We start from the raw sequence: 21517 nt of genomic DNA on the forward strand, positions 1-21517 counted from the left end.
GTAGATAGTGATATGGCTAATAGCACTGAGAGGATTGGCATACATCATTGTGGATGTATTGCAGAAAGAAATAGTTGGATGTTTAGAGAGCAGCCAGTTAATGATATAGGTATAGATGCTCATATGGAATTTGTTGTAGATGGTAAACCAAGACAACACCTTGCATTACAAATCAAATCAGGACCAAGTTGGTTTAGGGAGAAAAAAGATAACTGCATTATTTTTCGGACCATAAATGAGAGACAGTATAATTATTGGACGATGAATTCTCTTCCGTGTATAATTGTTCTGTTTAATCCTGATGATGGTATGTGTATCTGGCAAGAGTTAACTCCTAAAACAATTAAAAAAACTAAAGAGGGAGGAGGCAAAGGATATTATGTGAAAGTTCCGATAAATCAAGTTTTTTTGGATAAACAATCAAATAATCACCTTCTTTCCTATACGAATTTACCGCAACATATTCAAAATTATAACTTTCTACTATCTCAGAAAAAATTTATGGAAATTATACAAAATGGAGGTGAAGTTAAACTACATTCAACAGAGTGGGTTAATAAGTCTAGTGGTAAAGGTGATACTAAGTTAATTGTTAATGATGGTCAAGAAACTAAAGAGTATGCCTATCCTTATTGGTTTCCGTTTACACCGTATACCGATGTTTTTCCTCGATTATTTCCATGGGCAGATTTTTCTGTTGATGAAGAATTTCTTGAAGAAAGTGATTATGAATTATGGCAACAACTTCATTGTTGCTATGATAGTGAAATGGATGATTGGATTGTTGTAGGAGACACATTTGAGCAATTCCGCCCAAAATTAGACCCTATGCGCTACGTTGACCATGCTGGTGAAGTTGCAGAATATATGTTGATTCTCAGTTTGAATGAATTGGGAAAATCGTTCTTAGAGGTAGAGAAATTTATATCTGAAACTAGACCATACACCAAAGCAAGACCAGAATCAAAAGATGAATAAAGGAGAATAATCATGAAAAAGCTTAAACTTAATAGTGGTATGAAATCAGAAAAAACTATAGATGGATATAGACTAAATCCTACTGAGAAGTATGTTATTAATTTAAAAAATGAAATGGGATTTGCAATATCTACAATGCAAGCAATTCATATGTTTGGTTTTCCCCCAGCATTTAAAAATTGGCATGCTTGGCTATTTGAGAATGGTTTTAGTATGGAAACACCAAATCCAACAAATGAATTTGTAGCAAAGTTTTATGGAAGAGAACCTCTTTGGAAAACTCCATATTCAATGGGGATAGTTGTAAAAGCAGAGGAAGATGATGATTACTACATTGTTATGGAATGCAGTAGTAAAAATACAGGTTTCGAACACACTCAAATTCTTCTTAATATGGGTGGTTGTATGCAAGAAGATTACACCCACTTGATGTTTGAATTTCCTGAAAAATAATAATCGGTCAGTAAGTTACAGTTTGCTTTATGGATGGAGCTGAAGTCGTATTATAAAACTCTAAAAGTATAGATAAATTCTCTGTTTTTGGTATATAATAGAGTTCAAGAAAGAAGATTAGTTATCATGGAGAACGTGTTACAATGGAATATTCTTAATGAAAAAGAATTTATACTTTGAAAGAATTGTATAAATCAATATGTGGTTTAGTAGTCCAAACTGGGACTTTCATAAGTAATTAATAGTGCAGAGGTATTAACAATATGAAAATTGAGATAAGGTCTCTAAGTTTTGATAAAGTCAAAGATAAGTATGATTATTTATTGAAGGAAATTGATAAACTTCCCGAAAATGATAAGGAAATAATATTAGATTTTAGATTTCTTAGGTGGGCGGAACCGATTGCAATGATATATTTTGGTTATCAATTTAGAAAAATTATTGAAGGCCTGGAAGGAATAGTAGTTTCTATCATTGAAGGTACTGGAAAAAATAGTGGTTACTATGGATGGGCTTATTTAAATATTTTGTTCCACATGCTACTGAAGGTAAAAAATACTGGTCATGTTCAAGGAAATAATACCTATATCCCCATAACAAATATAAATGTAAAAGAAGAGTATGGGAAAAGTTTCTTACGTGGTGAATATTTCTAGAGGGGAGATTATATCATTGGTCGTGCTACTCAATTTGCGCAGATAATTACAGGTCGCAGTGAGTTGCAAGAAATATTGAAATATATTATCAGAGAAATAATTAGAAATGTTCCTGAACATTCAGGTAAAGACGATTTATGGATTTGTGTTCAATCTTGGCCTAGTAGTATCTATTCCAGAGCTCAAATTGTAATAATGGATGAAGGAATTGGAGTTCATAGGAGCTTAACGGAAAACAAATTTCATAAAAGAGAGAATGAGACCAATCTTGATTCATTACGTTCAGCAATAAGACCAGGTATATCTAAAGCATTTCGAAGAGGAACAGAAAATAGGGATACTGATAGATGGAGTAACTCAGGATTTGGACTATATGTAGTAAGTTAGTTATGTAAGAAATTAAATGGGAGATTTTTATTAATAAGTGGTGCTAACTACGTTTATACAAGTGGCGATATTGAAGAAATTGAATATGGATTGAATCAATTAGATGGAACATTAGTTGCAATTGAACTTCCACTCCAGAATACCGATATTGATAGTACTGCACTGTTGAGTTCAATAATTGAAACTGGAGAAAAAACGGCAACTCACGATATAGTTTCTATTTCTAAAGCATCATTTCCATCTAGAAATATAAAATTTTAATGTATTTAGTTCAATAGTATAATACTAATTTTGAGCAACTTGATTTCGTTCTATAGTATTGGTAGGCACTATCATTACATGTTGAATGTGTAAGCTTGTTAGTGAAACGTAGCTAATCTTCAAAAGGTTCTCCAAACCTTTTGAGTCCCACAAACGCATCATATTGAGGTAGTGGGATTGCTGGTGAAAGAAGGATAAACCCCACAGTTTCAGAGTTTAGAAAAGGCTTGATTTCAAGCCTTTTTGTCATTATCGAGAGGAGTATCAGTTTAATTGTTTGAAGTGAGGTAGTCGGAATAATAGCAGAATTATTTAAAATCTATTTCCAAATACACATGGGAGTCAAAATGGCAAAAATATAAAGGTGTCTGTGGGTGTATATTGCTCCCTTTTTTATTAGGAGTTTTTTTCTATATTTTTGGAGTAGTGATTTAAATATTGTTCATAAATACTTTTTTCTCCAAGTATTTCAAATACTTGGAGTGCTTGTTGCATTTTAGATTTTCCAGCATTAGCATCATGGTGAAATTCAAAATATCCTTGTGCGTAGAGAAATACAGTTTGTTCATAATAATTTAGTTCATTTTCTAGTAATTGTGATATTTCTTTTATTAGGTATTTACAATTTTCAAATTGTTCAATGTCAACGCTTGATATTAAGCAATTAATTGAGAGTTGCGTAACTAACTTTTTATTAGTTTTATTTAGAGAAGAGTAGATATAATTTTTTAACATTTCTTTTGTAAGTAAGAACAATGCTTCATATTTTATTGTTCGGGCACAATTTCCCAGAAGAATAATTTCATAATATCCCCACCTTTCAACTTTAAAAAGAAAGTCTGTTAATTGAAGGATTTCTTCTTCAGTTGGAGCGACATCATTATCTAGTGTGTGTATGATAGACTTTATCATTGTTTTTTCAAATGAATTTAAATTGTAATTTGAGGAATCAGAAAGTAAAGTTGAAATATTTTGGATATTTTTTAAAGAATACTCTTTTCTAATATACTGTATCAAGTTAGCAAACGATTCAGTTTTTGTATAATCATTATCATGTAAAATGAGAAATTCATCCAGAGATATATGTAATTTGTCCAAAATATTAATCAGTCGGATGCAAGATATCTCTGATTCGCCTCGCTCAAAACGAGAAATCTGTGATTTCGATAAATTATCATCAGCAATAGAGCACAAGCTGATTTGTTTCCCTTTACGAATTTTTCTAAGTGTTGTACCAAGTTTTGATTTCATATTTTTCCCACTTTCCCAACAAAATTTTAAATACTTTTTATTTATTATACAATAATTAAAAAGTAAAAGGAGGAATAATATGAAAAAAATATCAAAACTTATACCAATTTTGATATTGGTGATGGATATTATTATCATTGTTGGAGGATAAAATGCTTAGGTGTACACCTAAGTCTTTAGATACTCTAAAGACTTAGTATTAAGGAAGATATTTATAAATGATAGTCAGATTAATATTTGAATTGCCTTTGGTAATAAATCACAAATTATTATATTTAAAATAAGAATTTCCCTGCATCAGCGAACTCGTTTATATTTTATTGTTTGCAGTTTCGAGATTTAAATATTTTATTTATACGACTCATGAATCTATTATAATTGAGGTAGAAATTTTATGAAAATAGTTTTACTTGTAATTGATGCGTTAGGGCTGAAAAATGAACAGTCATTCGGAACATTAAACAGGATTTTAAAGTATAGTAGTGCAAATAATTTTTTCTCAACCTTTAATATTTGTAATAAAGAATTGAAAAAACAAGAAATAAATAACATTAATGTAAATAGTACTTATATCACTCCTTCAACTAGAATTCCAGATTCATATTTAGGACATTCTGAGATGATTGATGCAAGAATCGAAGTACAAGAAGTTTTCATTACGGAATCTTTGTGTGAAAAATTATCATTTTTATCAAAATATGGAGAAGTGAGATTAGACAATGGAATCATTTTAGTAGGAGATAAATTTGTCATTGGGAATAATGGGGAGTGTCAACCTGGCTTGAATTTAAACATTCTCTGGTTAACTAAACCAAATATAGGAGAAAAAGAAATGGACAAATTAGCTCAAAATTTGTTAAACGTTTCTAATTGTACTAGGGTGATACAAATGTGGGGAAATGAGGTAACTTTAGAAGAAGTATACAATAAAGCAATTAAGGAAAGAAATTACTTGGGCAAAACATATGAATTTCTCTGTATACCACCACTTAATATTTATAATGAAAAATATCAGGTGAAGCACTTTGGTAAGGAAGCAACTAATAGAAACTTGTTGGAAACATTGGCCGAGTCAGGAATCAATATTCAATTAATTGGAAAAGTTGGGAAAATGTTTACACTGAATTGGAATAATGTAAAGATAAACTATTCAGGAGCGGACACTCAAAAAACCATAAACGAATTGATTGAACATATCTCGAATCAAGATAATAATTGTTTTATTTTTTGTAATATTCAGGAAATTGATTTAGCTGGCCATGAACAAAATATTGAAAAATCTGTTAAAGTGTTAAGGATAATTTCGGATAATTTAATGAAAATAGTCAATGAGGTTGAAGAAGATGATATTATAATAATTACAGCTGATCATGGAAATGATCCAATGGATGGAAGCACATTTCATTCATATGAAGATGTACCACTAATTATTTTATCTAAAAAGAATATGTGTTTTAATCGCGATTTTGGTATAAGTCTGAGAGAAATCGCTTATTCAATTGAGAGGCTTTTTGGATTAAAAAGTACTGGGAAGGAGCTATTTTATAGTGAAAATTAATAGTAAGACTGCGGTTACATTTGGAAGATTCAATTACTTTTCAAAAGGTCATATATATTTCTTTGAAGAGATACTAAAAAAATGGGAAAAATTAGTGATTGTCTGTTTAGAGAACTCTACTAGTGATGAACGGTTAGACACCTCAGATGATTTGCTTCTTAATGTTTTTTACAAAGAATGTGATGCAAATTTTGAAAAGACTTTGCTTCCAATCACAACGAGATTGGAAGCGATAAATATTTTTGCAAAAAAATATCCAAATAGGGTAACGGTGACTCAAGGTGGAAGACCAGAAAACAGTCCAAACGATTTTAATAGATGTTTTCCCGTAAGTCAATTTGATCTGGTATTTAGTAAGGATTATAGCAAGTACTTTGATCTTTTAAGATTTGAAGCGTTCGAAAAAATTTTAGAGAGAAAGGTAATTGCGATACATCCTTCGAAATATATACATAATACAGAAATTGCTAGACTGTCTGATAAAAAGGATATGTTTTGGCCTGAGGTTTGGAACTACTATAAAAAGAAAGGTATCAGAGTATAAATCAATGTTTTTTGAAAATAGGGATGATATACATATATTCGAGAGGATAGTTAGTCAATTAAAAAATCATACTATTTTGCCAAGTAGTAATTTAGTTAGAAATGATGAAAGTTATTTTACATTTAGTCCATTTCAAGATACTGAGCAATTCTTTATAAAAAAATCACTAAATAGTGGAATAAAAAAACAGTTTTGTGTACGTTATATCAATAAACTAGACTTAACAAATCCATTATGCCTAAATAGCCAATTGACCATTACGATTCAAAATTATAATCGAATAAATCAAGTAAGTGAAATGGAAAAAATCATAAAGATAATTTCAAAAATTATCAATAAAAGTTTGATTATAGAGGTACCTGTATCGATAAAAGAATATTTTCATAACTTTAACGGTTCTATACGATATACCTCTGATGTTAAAAAAGCTTCTTTACCTGACGTTGAAGGAGAGCATTATTATCTAAGATTATATACAGATTATTATGATGAAAAAATTGTTGTTGGAAATTTTTTACTGGTTGATTTCAATAAAGAAACTAACATTTCACAATTAGATAGTATTTTTTTTCAAGAACGTATAGGAATGATTCAAGAAAATGTAGAATATATTTTTCAGCGGAAAAAATATCACTATTGTTATCAATTATTAAAGAGTAAACAATTAGAAGAAATCAATATTCATCGCTTATTAAATGATTTTATAACTATATCTACCTTATTTGAGAACAATATTTTACCTACTGCAAAGGGGATTGGTAGTGAGTTGTCTCGGAAAATAAAAGATTTATTCATTTATTCCAAATATTATTGTAATCTTTCCAGTGATGAATTGATTTATTTTTATAATGAATTTTTAAAATATTTTAAAATAGCTAAGCACTCGGAAAGATTATTTAGTGATAAAATAAATAAAATTAAAGTTGGTTTAAAAAACAATATCAATAGTATCAAAAATATGAATTCTCTTGATTGGGAATATTACCATAATACATATGGGATTCCGAAAGAATACTTTGGAATCATGGATCAGATTTCAATAACAGATTATAATTTTAGGAGAGCATAATGGATTATATAAAAAAAATAAGAAAAAAGGTCGGTAAGGATAAAATTTTTTTAAACTTTACTAGTGGAATACTGCATAATTCTGGGAAAATACTTTTACAAAGAAGAGCAGATAGAGGAACATGGGGATTACCTGGAGGTGCTATTGAATTAGGAGAATCAGCTGCAGAAGCGTTGGTGAGAGAATTTTATGAAGAGACGGGAATTAAAGTTATACCTGTGAAACTTCAAAATGTTTATACAAAATATACTGATTCATATCCGAACGGTGATGAAGCACAAGTTATTACTATTTTGTATTTAGTTAATGCCGTAAATGATTTTATTGACCATAACTTTAACAATGATGAAACCCTAGAATTAGCTTTTTTTGATTATGATGAAATTCAAAATCTAAAAATTGTCAATCAACAACATGAAGATATGATTAAGGATTTTTACGAAAAAGATACTCCGGTAGAAAGGTAATTTTTCAGAATCGGAAAATAATATCCAATTCCTTTAGTAACTACAAAATATTTACCTGCTTTATAAAAGTGTTAAAACTAATAATTCAATAGAAAGTTAAAATTGATGAAAAATATACTTATCTTACATCCATATAGAGAAAACTATACAGATATACTCAGTTGTCTTCCTACTAATCATCACTTCACCTTACTAATTGATGAGTCAAAGAGAGAGTCGTTTAGAGTTAAATTACCCAAAAATGTTAAATTGGCTGGTGTTGCTGGAGACCAGAATACACGTAGAGAAAAGGCAGAAAAATTACTTAAATCAGAGTCTTTTGATGCGATTATACCTTTAGATGAATTTGATATCCTATTAGCGGCAGAACTGAGAGAAAAATTTCATATTGGAGGTCAAAAAGTAGATGAAGCGATTATTTTTCGTGATAAAAATGTAATGACAAAAAGAGTTAAAGAGTTAGGAGTTAGAATTCCTGAATCACAAAAAATAGATTGTTTTTCTGAACTTCAATATTTTTTTGATAGACATCAAGATATTATTTTAAAACCATTAAGTGGTGCAGGGTCTGTGGACACTTTCCGTGTTCAAACAATTAATGATTTGGTTAAACTAAAGGAAAGTTTATTTAATCAAGGGGAACAAATACTTGTTCAAGAGTATATTGAGAGTGATATTTATCATATTGATGGTTTTGTGAGCAATGGTGAAATTATCTATTGTGAGCCTTCTAAGTATCTTTATAATCCATTGTTAATCAAACAAGGAGGCTCAGCAGCAGCTGTTTCGTTAGATAAGGACAGCACTGGCTATAAGGAACTAGTAGGTTATGCTATTTTTTTATCAAGTAAATTGGATTTACAAGGGACATACTTATTTCATTTAGAAGTCTTTTATGATTTGAAGGATATTATTTTTCTGGAAATTGCCTGCAGAATCGGAGGCGCACGTATTAGGCAAAATTTAGAATATAAATTTGGTTGCAATCCTCTTAAGCTGCTGATTTATAGTATCAGCGGAGAAATATTACCTGAACTTCCCAAAGAATTTCCAAATACAGGTTGGCTTCTAACCGCAAAACGAGCAGGAACTATTAAAGAATTACCAACTATAACTAATGAGATAAAACAACAGTTTTCTATTTTTGATTATATCGAGTACGTGAAGGTGGGACAAAATTTGAATAGTGCCTTTCATAGCGCAGATGCAGTAATTGGATTATCACTATACGGTAAAGACTTTAAGAAAACTGAACAAGCGCTCCTATCTATTGAAAAGTGGCTACTGCAACATACGAGGTATAACTAATGAAGTTTTTTATTTATCGTTATCATCCATCTGGTATCGGAATTAAAACAGATATTAATTTGTCAATAATATGTCCCGAACATTTAAAAAATGTATACCTAGAGCAGTCATTTTTAGAGGAAAATATCTTTACTTTAGAGAACTTTGATTTTTCTGAATTACTAACTTTTTTTGATAACCGAGATAGCATTTCTGATATTTTTACACTTGATGAAGGATTAATGCATATTGTAGGTATTTTAAAATCTATTTTTACCAATACTAAAGATGCATGGAAAATAAATTTTGCGTATAAAGATAAAAAATTAATGAGACAAATGTTAGCCGGAAAAGTCTTGCAACCAACTCTACTTAATCCAATATCAGTGTTACCTGAGGAGTTTATGATTAAACTTCGTAGTGAAGCATCTGGGAAGGGAGTTCGTAAAGTTTCTCAAGTACCGAATTACTACACTAGTAAGGATTATTTACTCGAAACAGTTGAGCAGTTCGATGCGATGTTTACTTGTGATGGAATTGCAGTAAATGGAAAAATAGCTTATTTCTTCACCCATGAGTATGTTGGAAATATTTTAGATATTAAAGATAGCTTCTTTAATGTCATAAAAACAAATTCGAAATATAGTGACACTTCCTTTATTAAGAGATTGAAGGAAGAGACGCAGACAGTTTTGTATAACTTAGGGACTGAAGCTGTCCATCCCTTTCATGCAGAATTTTTTTATCATTCTGAAAGTGATCGATTGAGCTTTTGTGAAATTGGGAAACGGTTTGGAGGCGGAAATATTCCTTTATTGATTAAGCTGGCTTTTCAATTTGATATCCTTGAAACTTATTGGCGCTTAAAAAACGATATTTCATATCATCCAAAATGTTTAAATCAACCAAAGCGTTTTGCGTCAACATTAGCAGTTTTTCAAAATGGCAAGAGACAAGAACCTCCAGTTTTACCAGTAAAATATGACTACTTCAGAGAATATCCCGAAAAATTAGGGGGAAAAGCTACTTCATTAGAGGATTTGAGATACTTAATTACATTTTCAGCTGATATTAAAGAGGATTTTGAGCAAGTTTTTGAGAGTTTAAAGGAATATTTATATGAACAAAGAAAATAAAAATATCTTGCTGATGTTAGTTCAAGGTCAAACCACAAATTTCGGAAATATTATCTTTGATTATGCTAACAAGGTATTAATTGCGAACTTGGCAACAAAATCGTCTTTTTTTATGATGTTGTACCAATCCAGTGAATCAATTATTCAATTGCTTCTAAATTTATTTGCAGGTCATTTTGCAGATTTTAACGAACGGAAAAAAACTCTTATAATCACAGATTTAATTGCTGGCATCGTTACCTTTTTATTATTCTTATTTTATAATCCACAAAACATTTGGACTTTTATTGCTGTTAATATCATACTTGCCATTTTATTTAGTTTTAATAGACCTACATATAAGGCAATTGTTAGAGATTTATTATCGCAAGAGGGAATTTATAGATATAACTCTTTATCCAAAATCTTATCAGAGGTTGTTGCAGTCTCAGCACCATTGTTATCTGTTTTTGTTATACAGCAGTTCGGTTTTAAATATGGAATGCTAATCAATTCATTGTCTTTTTTTGTCTCAGCATTCTGCGAGTCTCATTTCCAAACTATATTTCGTAGCGAAACAAAAAAGGTCAATTTATTTAAAGGAATTAGAGAAGGTTTTAACTATGTTGTTTCTGATAAATCTCTATTAGTGATTTTAGTTGCTAGTGCTTTTTTAAATTTTTTGGATGCCATTTATGCATTCTATCTACCATTTACTTCTTCTTTTTCCGGGTTTGATCATATCTATGCTTTTATCCTTATTGCTCAGTCGTTTGGTAGTATTGTTGGTGCCTTGCTTGCTGGATTATATAAAAAGCAACTGGGGCCAAAGGAGTTCTTTCACCTATTATTACCAGCTTCCATAGCGCTACTATTGCTAGGATTTTTTCATTCTTCACAGATTGTTGTATTATTACTCTTTGGTTCGTTTACATTTTGTGTGACGGTATTTAATATCAATCTAATGTCATATCTACAAATATCAGTTGATTCAGAATTTTTAGGACGAGTGTTTAGTATCATTTTTATGATAAGCGGTCTATTTATTCCATTTGGTAGCTTTGTCGCAGCAGCTCTTGATATGAAAAGTTGGTCACTCTTTCAATATATAGGAATTGGTCAGCTATTTATTTATTTCATTGGATTTATGATTTTTATGATGACAAAATGTAATGATGAAGATAAGATATAGTAAAAGTCGTTATTAACTTTTAAAAAATATAAATAAGAATGGTAGAGCATACTCCACCATTCTTATTTATATTTTTCAATTCGAGGAAAGTTATTTTCAAACTTATATTGAGCCAGCTAATATTAGTTTACATAGCCACAAGATTTAAAATTCTAAGGTAAATTTTATAATCATATTTGTATTTTTGCTAACAAGTATATAATCCTAAAGATTAGCGGTATTTCATACGGTAAAGCAGATATATCTGAATCCGTAAAAGCAGTTCATTGTACTGCTTTTTTCTTTTACGACTTACTCTGTTTGGTTTCATGAGCAAGCCCCTCAAAGTGAACTAATAACAAATCATGAGAAGTCATAGTGATGAAATTTCTGTAACGGAAGTAGAGCGAATTGCTGAACCATTAAATGAGTATCTCTCGAAGTAGATGCGTCTATTTTGACTTCTAGTCTGATAGAATGGTAGTTTGAAAATGTAAATGATAGCTACTGTTCATAAAACATAGAAGGTATGTAGGGTGTTGTGAGAGGAGCTAGAAATTAGTACTTACCTGATTATTCCAACAACTCCAAAGATGTGATAAAAATTTCAACTACTCTTATCTATAATAAAGCTACCTGTTCTTTGAAAATTGAATCCACTCCGTCTTGATTAGCGTGCCTGTGTAAGTAGGGACTGAGAGTATTTCCCTGTGAAGGGCAACTGGCACAAGACGTGTGTGAGAATTTTCTAACAGACACGGAGTTTATCGTTACCAGACTCAAACGATGCGACAAATTAGATAAAGGAGTTAATCATGAAGGTAGTAAACTTGTATGATTTGAAACAAATGGGAAATAAAGGTGGTTGTACCATCCAATTGATTCATCACTTTCCCTTTGGTATGGGCTTAGGACATCTCAAAAAAGACTACATTGAATTTAAACGTGTTGGTATCTTTGATGGGAAAGCAGTAGAAGTCACTCTTCGAGAACCTTATTCGAGAGATCTACTGCAGGTTGTCAAGTCAATCAAGCAACATCAGAAATTGATAGCTTATCGCTATAAAGAAGGAAAACTGCTATTTGTGAAGAAGGAGGCGTCAGATGTCCTCTGAACAACAGGAACGAATGGCAGTTCAATATGCTGAGCGTAGTCTTTTATTTACTGTAAAAAGTCTTTTAAAGATTCTAGAATGGTCTAGACGTCAGGCTTTAGCACAGGATTCTGCCTATAAGATAGGGGTACAGAAATTAGAAGAATTGCTACAATCTCCTTATTCGATTGATACGATTAATCTGAATAAAGATTTTTTAGACAAACCAATTGATATAGAGAAATTTAAAGCTTTTTTAGAAAAAGAAGAGATTCCTTTAGCCATCGCTTGGCAAGAGGATTCTCTGCATTTCTACACGAAAGACCGTTCGATTCTAGACAATCATTTAGACCATCTGTTAGAAAAAATGGTTAATGATCCGGAGAAATTAGCTGATTTTACCATGGATAAGTCATTAGACGATGCAATTGATGAGGCTAAATCCCAAATTACCTTTAGACAAGAAGGAGCCGTCAAACAGAAAGAGATGGTGAGATGATGTACAGTGGAAAGAAATTCCTACTATTCTCACTGTTAGGTATCTTACTAGGCTATCTTTTTCATCGTTTGACGCTTTTATATGATTCCTATACTGGAAATAGCTTAGATAAATGGACTCATCTTCTAATGGAAGGTCAAGATAAAGTTCTTCAGTCGCCATGGAATGTTTCCTTTACTGGAAAATCAAGTGCTTTTTTTCTACTAGGCTTTGTTATGATGCTGCTGGTTTATCTCTATTTAGAGACTGGAAAAAAACAATACCGAGAAGGGGTAGAATACGGGAGCGCCCGTTTTGGAACTCTAAAAGAAAAGAAGCTCTTTTACGGTAAGGAATTTTCTCATGATACGATCTTAGCACAAGATGTTCGTTTGACATTATTAGATAAAAAGCCACCCCAATATGATAGAAATAAAAATATTGCGGTGATAGGAGGTTCAGGAAGTGGGAAGACATTTCGCTTTGTGAAACCCAATCTGATTCAGATGAATAGTTCTAATATTGTAGTGGATCCTAAAGATCACTTGGCCGAGAAAACAGGTAAACTCTTTTTAGAAAATGGTTACCAAGTAAAGGTTTTAGATTTAGTCAATATGAAGAACTCAGATGGCTTCAATCCTTTTCGCTATATAGAGACAGAAAATGATTTGAATCGCATGCTGACGGTTTATTTTAATAACACCAAAGGCTCTGGATCTCGTAGTGATCCATTTTGGGATGAAGCTTCTATGACTTTGGTACGAGCTTTAGCCTCTTACTTGGTCGATTTCTATAATCCACCTAAAACAAGAGAACAGCTCATTGAAGAGAGTCGTTTGAGTCAAACAGAATACCAAAACTTGTTGAAACGTCAAAAAAAAGAAGTGGAAGAGCGAAAAAAACGAGGGCGTTATCCAAGTTTTGCTGAAATCTCAAAACTCATTAAACACTTATCCAAGGGAGAAAACCAAGAAAAAAGTGTCTTAGAAATTCTATTTGAAAATTATGCTAAAAAGTATGGAACTGAAAATTTTACCATGCGAAATTGGGCAGATTTCCAAAATTATAAGGATAAGACTCTGGATTCTGTTATAGCTGTAACCACTGCTAAATTTGCCCTCTTCAATATTCAAAGTGTCATGGATTTGACCAAAAGAGATACCCTTGATATGAAGACATGGGGCCAGGAAAAATCAATGGTTTACTTAGTTATCCCAGATAACGATAGTACCTTTCGCTTTCTTTCAGCCCTCTTTTTTTCAACCGTGTTTCAAACCCTAACAAGACAAGCAGATATTGATTTTAAGGGTCAATTGCCCCTTCATGTAAGAGTTTACTTAGATGAGTTCGCAAATATCGGAGAAATTCCAGATTTTGCTGAACAAACCTCAACAGTTCGTTCTCGTAATATGAGTCTAGTTCCCATTCTTCAAAATATTGCCCAACTTCAAGGACTCTATAAAGAAAAAGAAGCTTGGAAAACCATTTTGGGGAACTGTGATAGCTTAGTCTACTTAGGTGGGAATGATGAAGATACCTTTAAATTTATGAGTGGCTTACTCGGTAAACAAACCATTGATGTTCGAAATACTAGTCGTTCCTTTGGCCAGACAGGTTCAGGATCCCTTTCTCATCAAAAGATTGCTCGTGATTTAATGACACCTGATGAAGTCGGAAATATGAAACGGCATGAATGCTTGGTTCGAATTGCCAATATGCCTGTCTTTAAAAGTAAAAAGTACAATTCCATTAAGCATCCAAACTGGAAATACCTAGCCAATCAAGAAACCGATGAACGGTGGTGGAACTATCAAATCAATCCTTTAAATCAAAGACAAGAAAATCATCTTGAAGGCCTTAGAATTCGTGATTTAACTTTTGAATCTAGTTTAAAATAAAAATAGAAAAGAGGAAATAGATGATTACGCATTTTAAAGGTTTTGTTTATGGAGTAGACGCAAGTGCTATGTTTGCACAAGCTATGTCTTTGTTACAGAAGGGATTGATTGCAGTTGGTGCCTTTCTCGTTGTTGTGGGGATTGTCAATCTTGCAACCAATATTAAAGATGGTGGACCAGGTGTTCGGAATGCCATTCTTGAAATTGTCGGTGGAGTTATGGTAGGGGCTGCTGGAGCCTTTGTAACCCAGATTTCAATTTAGGAGGATAAACAATGACATGAATCTTAGTTTAGTCTCACCCTTTGTTTACCTTGCATCTGAAAAAATATCAGCTGAAAATTTATTTGAAGGATTTAATGTAGATTTACAATCTACGGTAGATCTGATTAAATCTCTATCTAGCTACAATCCAACCGTTTGGACTTATATGTCTAGTATTACTAAAAGTGTCATGCAACCTCTTGGAGTTGCGATTTTATCAGTTGTTCTCATCTTAGAATTTTCGAAGATGGCTAAGAAGATTGCTAACTCAGGAGGAGCGATGACCTTTGAAGCATTAGCGCCGATGTTGATTAGTTATATTATGGTTGCAGTTGTAATTACCAACACTACCGTCATTGTAGAAGCCATCATTGGGATTGCAAGTCACGCCATCGAACAAGTGGCCTCGATTGTGGCTCACGGTGGGGCGAAGTATGATACCATCTCTGGATTAAAAGGGTCAGGATTTATTGGCCGTATGATTGTGGGCTTTTTCGCCCTCCTCATTTGGCTTGTTCGGATAGTAAGTGCAGCCATGGTCAATCTTTTAGTATCTATTCGATTTATTCAACTCTACCTTATGATTCCATTTGCCCCTCTTACGATTCCAACATTTTTAAGTGATGAATGGAAGTCTATTGGTATTGGCTATTTAAAAAATATTATGGTCTATGCGGTACAAGGGGTTCTTATTTTTCTGATTGTTTCTCTTGTTCCTTTATTTGAATCTGCTGGGAAAATAGCTGTTTCAAATGGTGCAGGAGTCTTACAATCTCTTGCGATTATGTTTGGTAGTTTAATACAAGCTATCTTACTGATTATTGCCCTCGTTGGTTCTCAACGTACGGCTCGCTCAATCTTAGGTATGTAATTAGATAAAGGCTAGGAAGTGATTGCTTCTTAGCCTTTTTAGAAAGGAAAGTCATGAATACACGTGTCTTTAAAGACATCTCAAAATACCAACACAGGGCTTGGTTAGGTTTCACCACAAGACAAATCATCTTTGTTTTACCAGCCTTTATTGTCACAATTATTGTTTTGGGCTTGAATCTCTTTTTCTGGCAATTTGGAGATTGGTTTGTTTACGGTTTTGTGTTTGCTTTTACCATCCCCCTCATGCTTTTTGGAGTCTATAAACCCAATGATTTATATTTTGAACATTATTTGAAATACCGTCTTCATTTTGAATTAACGGTTCCCCTACGCACAATTACAGGAAAGAAAGGATCTGAACATGAAAAGAAAATCAAATACATTAAAGAAACAAAAAACTTCAATGACTAATCAGAAAGAAGTAGTTAAAGGAAAAAAAGAGGAAGTGTTACCATCAACGGCTAATACTCTTTCCTATCAAGCCCTGTATCAAAATGGTCTGATGCAGGTAAAAGAAGATTATTTCTCACAAAGCTATTTACTTGGTGATGTCAATTACCAGACCGTTGGTTTAGAAGATAAGGGCGCAATCATTGAGAAGTATTCTGATTTGATTAACTCACTAGATGACCAAACCAACTTCCAATTGACTATCTTTAATAAAAGATTGAATTTAGAAAAGTTTAGACAAAGTGTTTTGTATGAGGAAAAAGAAGATGGATATGATACCTATCGTAAAGAATTGAATCGGATGATGAATCAGAATTTAGACAGTGGTGAAAATAATTTTTCAGCTGTGAAACTGATTAGCTTTGGTAGAAAGGATTCTAATCCCAAACAAGCTTATCGTTCCTTGTCTCAAATTGGAGAATATTTCAAGAGTGGTTTCTCAGAAATTGATGCTCGCTTTGAATCCTTGGCTGGAGAAGAACGTGTGAACTTGTTGGCGGATATGCTTAGAGGAGAACACCATCTTCCTTTTTCTTACTGTGATTTAACGAGATCTGGTCAGACAACTCATCACTTCATAGCGCCTAATCTCTTGGATTTTAAAAACAAGAATTACCTACAAATCAATGACCGCTTATTACAGATTGTCTATGTGAGAGACTACGGAATGGAATTAGGGGATCAGTTTATTAGAGACCTCATGCAAGGAGATTTGGAATTGATTGTGAGCCTCCATGCTCAAAGCTCGACCAAGGCGGATGCCATGAAGAAACTACGAACAAAGAAAACCTTGATGGAATCCCAAAAGATTGGGGAACAACAAAAACTCGCTCGTACAGGTATCTATTTGGAAAAAGTAGGTCATGTATTAGAAAGTAATATCGATGAAGCTGAAGAACTTTTAAAAACCATGACAGAGACAGGTGATAAACTGTTTCAAACAGTCTTCTTGATTGGTGTCTTTGGTCAGGATGAAGAAGAACTTAAACAAGCCCTAGACACTATCCAACAAGTGGCCGGCTCAAATGACCTAATGATTGATAAACTTCCATATATGCAAGAAGCAGCCTTTAATAGTTTGCTGCCATTTGGTTGTGATTTTTTAGAGGGAGTATCACGGAGTTTATTAACGTCCAATGTAGCAGTGAACTCTCCATGGACTTCAGTAGACTTACAAGACCGCAGTGGGAAATATTACGGTATCAATCAAATATCAAGCAATATTATTACCATTGATCGAAGCCTATTAAATACACCGTCTGGTCTGATTTTAGGGACATCTGGAGCTGGGAAAGGGATGGCAACTAAGCATGAGATTATCACGACCAAAATCAAGGAATCTGGTGAAAATACCGAAATTATCATCGTGGATCCAGAAGCAGAATACAGTGTCATTGGACGAGCTTTTGGGGGAGAAATGATTGATATTGCGCCAGATTCCCAAACCTATCTCAATGTCCTTGACTTGTCTGATGAAAATATGGATGAGGATCCTGTTAAGGTAAAATCAGAATTTCTTTTATCCTTTATCGGCAAGTTATTGGATAGGAAAATGGATGGAAGAGAAAAATCGATTATCGACCGAATCACCAGACTCACCTATCAGTCATTTAAAGATCCTTCTTTGGAAGAATGGGTTTTTGTCTTGAGTCAACAGCCAGAAGAAGAAGCGCAGAATTTGGCACTTGATATGGAACTATATGTCGAAGGTTCTCTTGATATTTTTTCACATAAGACCAATATTCAGACAGGATCTAACTTCTTAATCTATAACGTTAAGAAGTTAGGAGATGAGCTGAAACAAATCGCTCTTATGGTAGTGTTTGATCAGATATGGAATCGTGTTGTTCGGAACCAAAAATTAGGGAAGAAGACCTGGATCTACTTTGATGAAATGCAGCTTCTCTTACTAGATAAATATGCCAGTGATTTCTTCTTTAAATTGTGGAGTCGTGTCAGAAAATATGGAGCCAGTCCGACTGGAATAACTCAAAATGTCGAAACCTTATTGTTAGATCCAAACGGTAGACGGATTATTGCAAATAGTGAATTTATGATTCTCCTCAAGCAAGCAAAAAATGACCGAGAAGAACTGGTTCAACTCTTAGGTTTGTCAAAAGAACTTGAAAAATACCTAGTCAATCCAGAAAAAGGGGCAGGACTGATAAAAGCTGGTTCAGTTGTCGTTCCCTTTAAAAATAAGATTCCTCAAGGTACTCAATTGTTTGATATTATGAGTACGGATCCTGATAAAATGGCTTCTAATTAAGGGGAAGGTAAATGAAGGACAAAAGAGAAATCATACGTGCCCGAAAGGCATTTAGAAGAAGCCTAAAAGATGAGAAAAAATTCTTGAAAAAAGGAAAGAAGGAGGTGAGGAAACAGAAAAAAGATTCCGCTGTACTGGATAATAAAGCATGGAAAAAAGAGATAAAAGAAAAGCTAGAGGAGATGAGAGAAGCTTCAAAGGAGAGAGTAAAACAAGCAAATGAAGACTACAATCATATTCTTCAAAATAGTCCTCCATCTCTATTGAATCGCAAAGAATTAAGAGACAGACGGTTGCCTCATGCTAGGAAACGATTGAAAATAGCCAAGAAGCAATTTAGAGAAGCCAAGGTAGAAGCAAAAGAAGAAAGAAAAGAGAGTCGTAAAGAAAGAAAAACCAATCAAAAATTTCTATACGGTCAGGAATCGAAACATAAATCTAATTTTTTCTTAAAAGGGAAGAGTTTAGAAGAATTAAAAGCTAAGAAAGAAGTCAAGGCCGCAAAAGAGAATCTAAAATCTACTAAACAAGCCTATAAGTCCAAAAAAGTCAGTAGGAAAGCCAAAACTTTTCTTTATGTCCTTGGACGTGAAGGTGGAGAGTTAGCTTCAGAAAATGAAGATTTAGAAGCTTATCGCACTCTACAAGAGACCATTAGAAAAGGGAAACGCTACAGTCGGCTTTCTTATAACATTGGGAAAGCTAGTGTCCAAACAGGACAAGCAACAGGTCGTTTTACCAAGAAAAGACTGACCAACACAAAAGAGCGATACCATCATTTTAAGGATGGAAAAGGATGGAAACTAGCGAAAGATAATCCAAGCTCCTTTAAAAATCGGTTTCGAAAATTAAAGAAACAAGGTCTTACAAGTGTCCGAAATATCTATCAAAAACTAAAAGCAGCCTTTTCCTTCTTTACATTTGCGGCTGGAAATCCTATAACATGGATAGTAGGAGGATTAGTTTTTCTTCTCTTACTTATGATGAGCTTCTTTTTAGGATTTTCATCTGCTAGTTTGATTCAACAAGATGAATTTGAATTAACAAAAGCTTATACCCACCTAACTTGGGAAGACGCAGAACATACTCGTACAAATGACAAAGGCATTACCTATTACACAAAAATTGATGATGTGATGGGCTATATGAACTTTAAATTCCATGATTACGAGTTAAACAAACCAGTTCACTTATTTAGTTCAGAAACTTACAAGGATTATCTGTCTACTTTGTGGCATGATTTAAACGATGGAGAAGATTTAAAATCCATGCAAGACCTTTATGAAACTCCTAAGTATAAACTATCAAAAGACGATCAAGAGGAAATGAAGGAACTAAAAGAAGAAGGTGTGTATGCTTCCATGCAGGAATTGGACAATCCATTTGAGGGGAAAAGCAACGAGGATAGTCTAACCATGACTTATCGTTATGGCTACTATGATTTAGACGGCAAACCTACCCTTCAGGAGTACATTCTACTAGAAGCGAAGGCTCACCAAAGGATTGTCGCACCAATGGATGGTGTTGTATCTCTAGACGGAGATAATGTTATTCTCACTAACGGAAAAGGAGAGAATGAGAGTCGCTTAACCTTATATTCCATTCATAATGGCCGTGCGATTGAGGGAACAAGAGTTCTAACGGGTGATGTTATAGGTGAAACACCAGATGATACAGGTTTGAAAGTTTCCTATCAAAAGTATAAGAACAAGAAAGAAAAATTGGTGTATGTCAATCCGCAATTTTATTTTCCAAAAGTCATTCAACTTCAGACCACTATCTTACCTGCCATTGGTCAGTTTGGTGGGGATGAGTTTGAACGAGCAAAACATATTTATGAGTTTTTGAAATCTCAAGGGGCAAGTCCCCAAGCCATTGCGGCAATTTTAGGAAATTGGTCTGTAGAGTCTTCTATCAATCCTAAACGAGCTGAAGGAGATTATTTATCTCCTCCAGTTGGCGCTACCGATTCCTCATGGGATGATGAAAGCTGGTTAGCGATTGGAGGTCCAGCCATTTATAGTGGTGCTTATCCTAATATTCTTCATAGAGGTCTAGGTTTAGGGCAATGGACAGATACCGCAGATGGGTCAACACGGCATACAGCTTTATTGAATTATGCACATATCAAAAATAAGAAGTGGTATGATTTAGACCTCCAACTTGATTTTATGCTTCATGGGGATAGTCTTTACTATCAAAGTTGGTTAAAGGATTTCTTTGGAAATACGGGCAGTGCAGCCAATCTCGCCCAACTCTTTCTGACCTATTGGGAAGGAAATTCTGGTGACAAACTACTGGAAAGACAAACCAGAGCAACGGAATGGTATTACCAAATTGAAAAAGGCTTCAGCCAAACAAATGGAGGACAGGCAAAAAGTGACCCGCAATCCCTTGAAGGGGTTCGTGGGGACTTGTATGATCATTCTGTTCCTGGTGGTGGAGATGGTATGGCCTATGCCTATGGACAATGTACATGGGGTGTTGCAGCTCGTATGAACCAGTTAGGATTAAAGCTAAAAGGTAGAAACGGAGAGAAGATTTCAATCATTAATACCATGGGAAATGGTCAGGACTGGGTTGCGACAGCTTCAAGTCTTGGTGGGGAAACGGGCTCTACACCAAGAGCAGGTGCTATTGTTTCTTTTGTAGGAGGTACACATGGTACACCAGCCAGCTATGGTCATGTGGCTTTTGTAGAGAAGGTCTATGATGATGGTTCTTTCCTTGTGTCTGAAACCAACTATGGGGGCAACCCTAACTATACCTTTAGAAAAATCTCTCAAGCAGATAGTGCCATCAGTTTTGCTTATACGACCAAATAGAAGAGTTTACACTTGAAATTGTAGCTATTTAAAGATACAATATGTCTATAAATGAGTGGTCGGCTCATGGTCAATCTGATAGTAATCTTGGACATAAGGGCCAAGCGGTGGCGGACACCAGAACAAAATCCGATAGCAATCTTGGACGTACGGGCCAAGCGGTGGCAGAC

The 21517-nt window shown here is 33.7% G+C and carries 21 protein-coding genes; 20 read left to right on the forward strand and 1 reads right to left on the reverse strand.

Annotation, left to right across the window (positions count from 1 at the left end; all coding sequences use genetic code 11):
- Positions 1-12 precede the first annotated feature (12 nt).
- The 4 genes from ACLNCP_RS00345 (at position 13) to ACLNCP_RS00360 (ending at position 2735) form a co-directional block, all read left to right on the forward strand.
- Positions 13-978 (forward strand): DUF4365 domain-containing protein, encoded by a 966-nt coding sequence (locus tag ACLNCP_RS00345; RefSeq protein WP_084925404.1) that lies wholly within the window; start codon positions 13-15, stop codon positions 976-978.
- A 12-nt stretch (positions 979-990) separates the two neighbouring features.
- Entirely contained in the window at positions 991-1431 is a 441-nt protein-coding gene (locus tag ACLNCP_RS00350) for a hypothetical protein (RefSeq protein ID WP_084925402.1), read from the forward strand.
- 263 nt (positions 1432-1694) lie between these two features.
- On the forward strand, positions 1695-2087 hold the full coding sequence (locus ACLNCP_RS00355) for a hypothetical protein (protein ID WP_084925401.1): 393 nt from the start codon (positions 1695-1697) through the stop codon (positions 2085-2087).
- 477 nt (positions 2088-2564) lie between these two features.
- On the forward strand, positions 2565-2735 hold the full coding sequence (locus ACLNCP_RS00360; RefSeq protein ID WP_158086276.1) for a hypothetical protein: 171 nt from the start codon (positions 2565-2567) through the stop codon (positions 2733-2735).
- Positions 2736-3131: 396 nt separating this feature from the next.
- On the opposite strand, the gene ACLNCP_RS00365 is transcribed toward ACLNCP_RS00360, so the two are convergent.
- The gene (locus ACLNCP_RS00365) at positions 3132-3986 is read right to left on the reverse strand and encodes an Rgg/GadR/MutR family transcriptional regulator (RefSeq protein ID WP_424843848.1); all 855 of its coding nucleotides are present in this window, start codon (positions 3984-3986) and stop codon (positions 3132-3134) included.
- 79 nt (positions 3987-4065) lie between these two features.
- On the opposite strand from ACLNCP_RS00365, the gene ACLNCP_RS00370 reads away from it, so the two are divergent.
- From ACLNCP_RS00370 to ACLNCP_RS00445, 16 genes are all read left to right on the forward strand, one after another.
- Complete coding sequence (locus ACLNCP_RS00370) at positions 4066-4137, forward strand: SHP2/SHP3 family peptide pheromone (protein WP_142358420.1); 72 nt, start codon at positions 4066-4068, stop codon at positions 4135-4137.
- 243 nt (positions 4138-4380) lie between these two features.
- Entirely contained in the window at positions 4381-5544 is a 1164-nt protein-coding gene (locus ACLNCP_RS00375) for a hypothetical protein (RefSeq protein WP_084925397.1), read from the forward strand.
- On the forward strand, positions 5534-6088 hold the full coding sequence (locus ACLNCP_RS00380; protein ID WP_084925395.1) for a hypothetical protein: 555 nt from the start codon (positions 5534-5536) through the stop codon (positions 6086-6088). Before ACLNCP_RS00375 ends, ACLNCP_RS00380 begins: the two co-directional genes overlap by 11 nt.
- Before the next feature lie 4 nt (positions 6089-6092).
- On the forward strand, positions 6093-7157 hold the full coding sequence (locus tag ACLNCP_RS00385; protein WP_084925393.1) for a hypothetical protein: 1065 nt from the start codon (positions 6093-6095) through the stop codon (positions 7155-7157).
- On the forward strand, positions 7157-7624 hold the full coding sequence (locus ACLNCP_RS00390) for an NUDIX hydrolase (protein ID WP_084925390.1): 468 nt from the start codon (positions 7157-7159) through the stop codon (positions 7622-7624). The genes ACLNCP_RS00385 and ACLNCP_RS00390 overlap by 1 nt, the downstream gene beginning before the upstream one ends.
- Before the next feature lie 105 nt (positions 7625-7729).
- Positions 7730-8932, forward strand: a complete 1203-nt coding sequence (locus tag ACLNCP_RS00395; protein WP_084925389.1) for an ATP-grasp domain-containing protein — start codon at positions 7730-7732, stop codon at positions 8930-8932.
- Positions 8932-10047, forward strand: a complete 1116-nt coding sequence (locus ACLNCP_RS00400) for a biotin carboxylase (RefSeq protein WP_424843849.1) — start codon at positions 8932-8934, stop codon at positions 10045-10047. Before ACLNCP_RS00395 ends, ACLNCP_RS00400 begins: the two co-directional genes overlap by 1 nt.
- Complete coding sequence (locus ACLNCP_RS00405; RefSeq protein ID WP_084925385.1) at positions 10031-11218, forward strand: MFS transporter; 1188 nt, start codon at positions 10031-10033, stop codon at positions 11216-11218. The genes ACLNCP_RS00400 and ACLNCP_RS00405 overlap by 17 nt, the downstream gene beginning before the upstream one ends.
- 794 nt (positions 11219-12012) lie before the next feature.
- Entirely contained in the window at positions 12013-12312 is a 300-nt protein-coding gene (locus tag ACLNCP_RS00410; protein WP_003042486.1) for a hypothetical protein, read from the forward strand.
- Positions 12302-12790: a hypothetical protein gene (locus ACLNCP_RS00415; RefSeq protein ID WP_424843850.1), complete on the forward strand. Its 489-nt coding sequence runs from the start codon at positions 12302-12304 to the stop codon at positions 12788-12790. Before ACLNCP_RS00410 ends, ACLNCP_RS00415 begins: the two co-directional genes overlap by 11 nt.
- Positions 12790-14667: a VirD4-like conjugal transfer protein, CD1115 family gene (locus ACLNCP_RS00420; protein WP_424843998.1), complete on the forward strand. Its 1878-nt coding sequence runs from the start codon at positions 12790-12792 to the stop codon at positions 14665-14667. Before ACLNCP_RS00415 ends, ACLNCP_RS00420 begins: the two co-directional genes overlap by 1 nt.
- Positions 14668-14687: 20 nt before the next feature.
- A complete protein-coding gene (locus tag ACLNCP_RS00425) occupies positions 14688-14930 on the forward strand; it encodes a hypothetical protein (protein WP_000627865.1) in 243 nt (80 codons plus the stop codon).
- Positions 14931-14946: 16 nt separating this feature from the next.
- Entirely contained in the window at positions 14947-15801 is an 855-nt protein-coding gene (locus tag ACLNCP_RS00430) for a conjugal transfer protein TrbL (RefSeq protein WP_001054256.1), read from the forward strand.
- Between the two features lie 53 nt (positions 15802-15854).
- The gene (locus ACLNCP_RS00435) at positions 15855-16214 is read left to right on the forward strand and encodes a PrgI family protein (protein ID WP_001097591.1); all 360 of its coding nucleotides are present in this window, start codon (positions 15855-15857) and stop codon (positions 16212-16214) included.
- A complete protein-coding gene (locus ACLNCP_RS00440) occupies positions 16165-18522 on the forward strand; it encodes a VirB4-like conjugal transfer ATPase, CD1110 family (protein WP_424843851.1) in 2358 nt (785 codons plus the stop codon). The genes ACLNCP_RS00435 and ACLNCP_RS00440 overlap by 50 nt, the downstream gene beginning before the upstream one ends.
- A gap of 11 nt (positions 18523-18533) precedes the next feature.
- The gene (locus ACLNCP_RS00445) at positions 18534-21347 is read left to right on the forward strand and encodes a phage tail tip lysozyme (protein WP_424843852.1); all 2814 of its coding nucleotides are present in this window, start codon (positions 18534-18536) and stop codon (positions 21345-21347) included.
- Positions 21348-21517 lie beyond the last annotated feature (170 nt).

The sequence above is a fragment of the Streptococcus sp. CL6.35 genome (assembly GCF_049737915.1).
Classification (GTDB): domain Bacteria; phylum Bacillota; class Bacilli; order Lactobacillales; family Streptococcaceae; genus Streptococcus.

What these genes read in the sequence shown, in the direction of transcription:
- ACLNCP_RS00345 (WP_084925404.1), top strand. Translation starts at nt 13, where the DNA reads ATGGCTAATAGCACTGAGAGGATTGGCATACATCATTGTGGATGTATT.
- ACLNCP_RS00350 (WP_084925402.1), top strand. Translation starts at nt 991, where the DNA reads ATGAAAAAGCTTAAACTTAATAGTGGTATGAAATCAGAAAAAACTATA.
- ACLNCP_RS00355 (WP_084925401.1), top strand. Translation starts at nt 1,695, where the DNA reads ATGAAAATTGAGATAAGGTCTCTAAGTTTTGATAAAGTCAAAGATAAG.
- ACLNCP_RS00365 (WP_424843848.1), bottom strand. Translation starts at nt 3,986, where the DNA reads ATGAAATCAAAACTTGGTACAACACTTAGAAAAATTCGTAAAGGGAAA.
- ACLNCP_RS00375 (WP_084925397.1), top strand. Translation starts at nt 4,381, where the DNA reads ATGAAAATAGTTTTACTTGTAATTGATGCGTTAGGGCTGAAAAATGAA.
- ACLNCP_RS00385 (WP_084925393.1), top strand. Translation starts at nt 6,093, where the DNA reads ATGTTTTTTGAAAATAGGGATGATATACATATATTCGAGAGGATAGTT.
- ACLNCP_RS00390 (WP_084925390.1), top strand. Translation starts at nt 7,157, where the DNA reads ATGGATTATATAAAAAAAATAAGAAAAAAGGTCGGTAAGGATAAAATT.
- ACLNCP_RS00395 (WP_084925389.1), top strand. Translation starts at nt 7,730, where the DNA reads ATGAAAAATATACTTATCTTACATCCATATAGAGAAAACTATACAGAT.
- ACLNCP_RS00400 (WP_424843849.1), top strand. Translation starts at nt 8,932, where the DNA reads ATGAAGTTTTTTATTTATCGTTATCATCCATCTGGTATCGGAATTAAA.
- ACLNCP_RS00405 (WP_084925385.1), top strand. Translation starts at nt 10,031, where the DNA reads ATGAACAAAGAAAATAAAAATATCTTGCTGATGTTAGTTCAAGGTCAA.
- ACLNCP_RS00410 (WP_003042486.1), top strand. Translation starts at nt 12,013, where the DNA reads ATGAAGGTAGTAAACTTGTATGATTTGAAACAAATGGGAAATAAAGGT.
- ACLNCP_RS00415 (WP_424843850.1), top strand. Translation starts at nt 12,302, where the DNA reads ATGTCCTCTGAACAACAGGAACGAATGGCAGTTCAATATGCTGAGCGT.
- ACLNCP_RS00420 (WP_424843998.1), top strand. Translation starts at nt 12,790, where the DNA reads ATGTACAGTGGAAAGAAATTCCTACTATTCTCACTGTTAGGTATCTTA.
- ACLNCP_RS00425 (WP_000627865.1), top strand. Translation starts at nt 14,688, where the DNA reads ATGATTACGCATTTTAAAGGTTTTGTTTATGGAGTAGACGCAAGTGCT.
- ACLNCP_RS00430 (WP_001054256.1), top strand. Translation starts at nt 14,947, where the DNA reads ATGAATCTTAGTTTAGTCTCACCCTTTGTTTACCTTGCATCTGAAAAA.
- ACLNCP_RS00435 (WP_001097591.1), top strand. Translation starts at nt 15,855, where the DNA reads ATGAATACACGTGTCTTTAAAGACATCTCAAAATACCAACACAGGGCT.
- ACLNCP_RS00440 (WP_424843851.1), top strand. Translation starts at nt 16,165, where the DNA reads ATGAAAAGAAAATCAAATACATTAAAGAAACAAAAAACTTCAATGACT.
- ACLNCP_RS00445 (WP_424843852.1), top strand. Translation starts at nt 18,534, where the DNA reads ATGAAGGACAAAAGAGAAATCATACGTGCCCGAAAGGCATTTAGAAGA.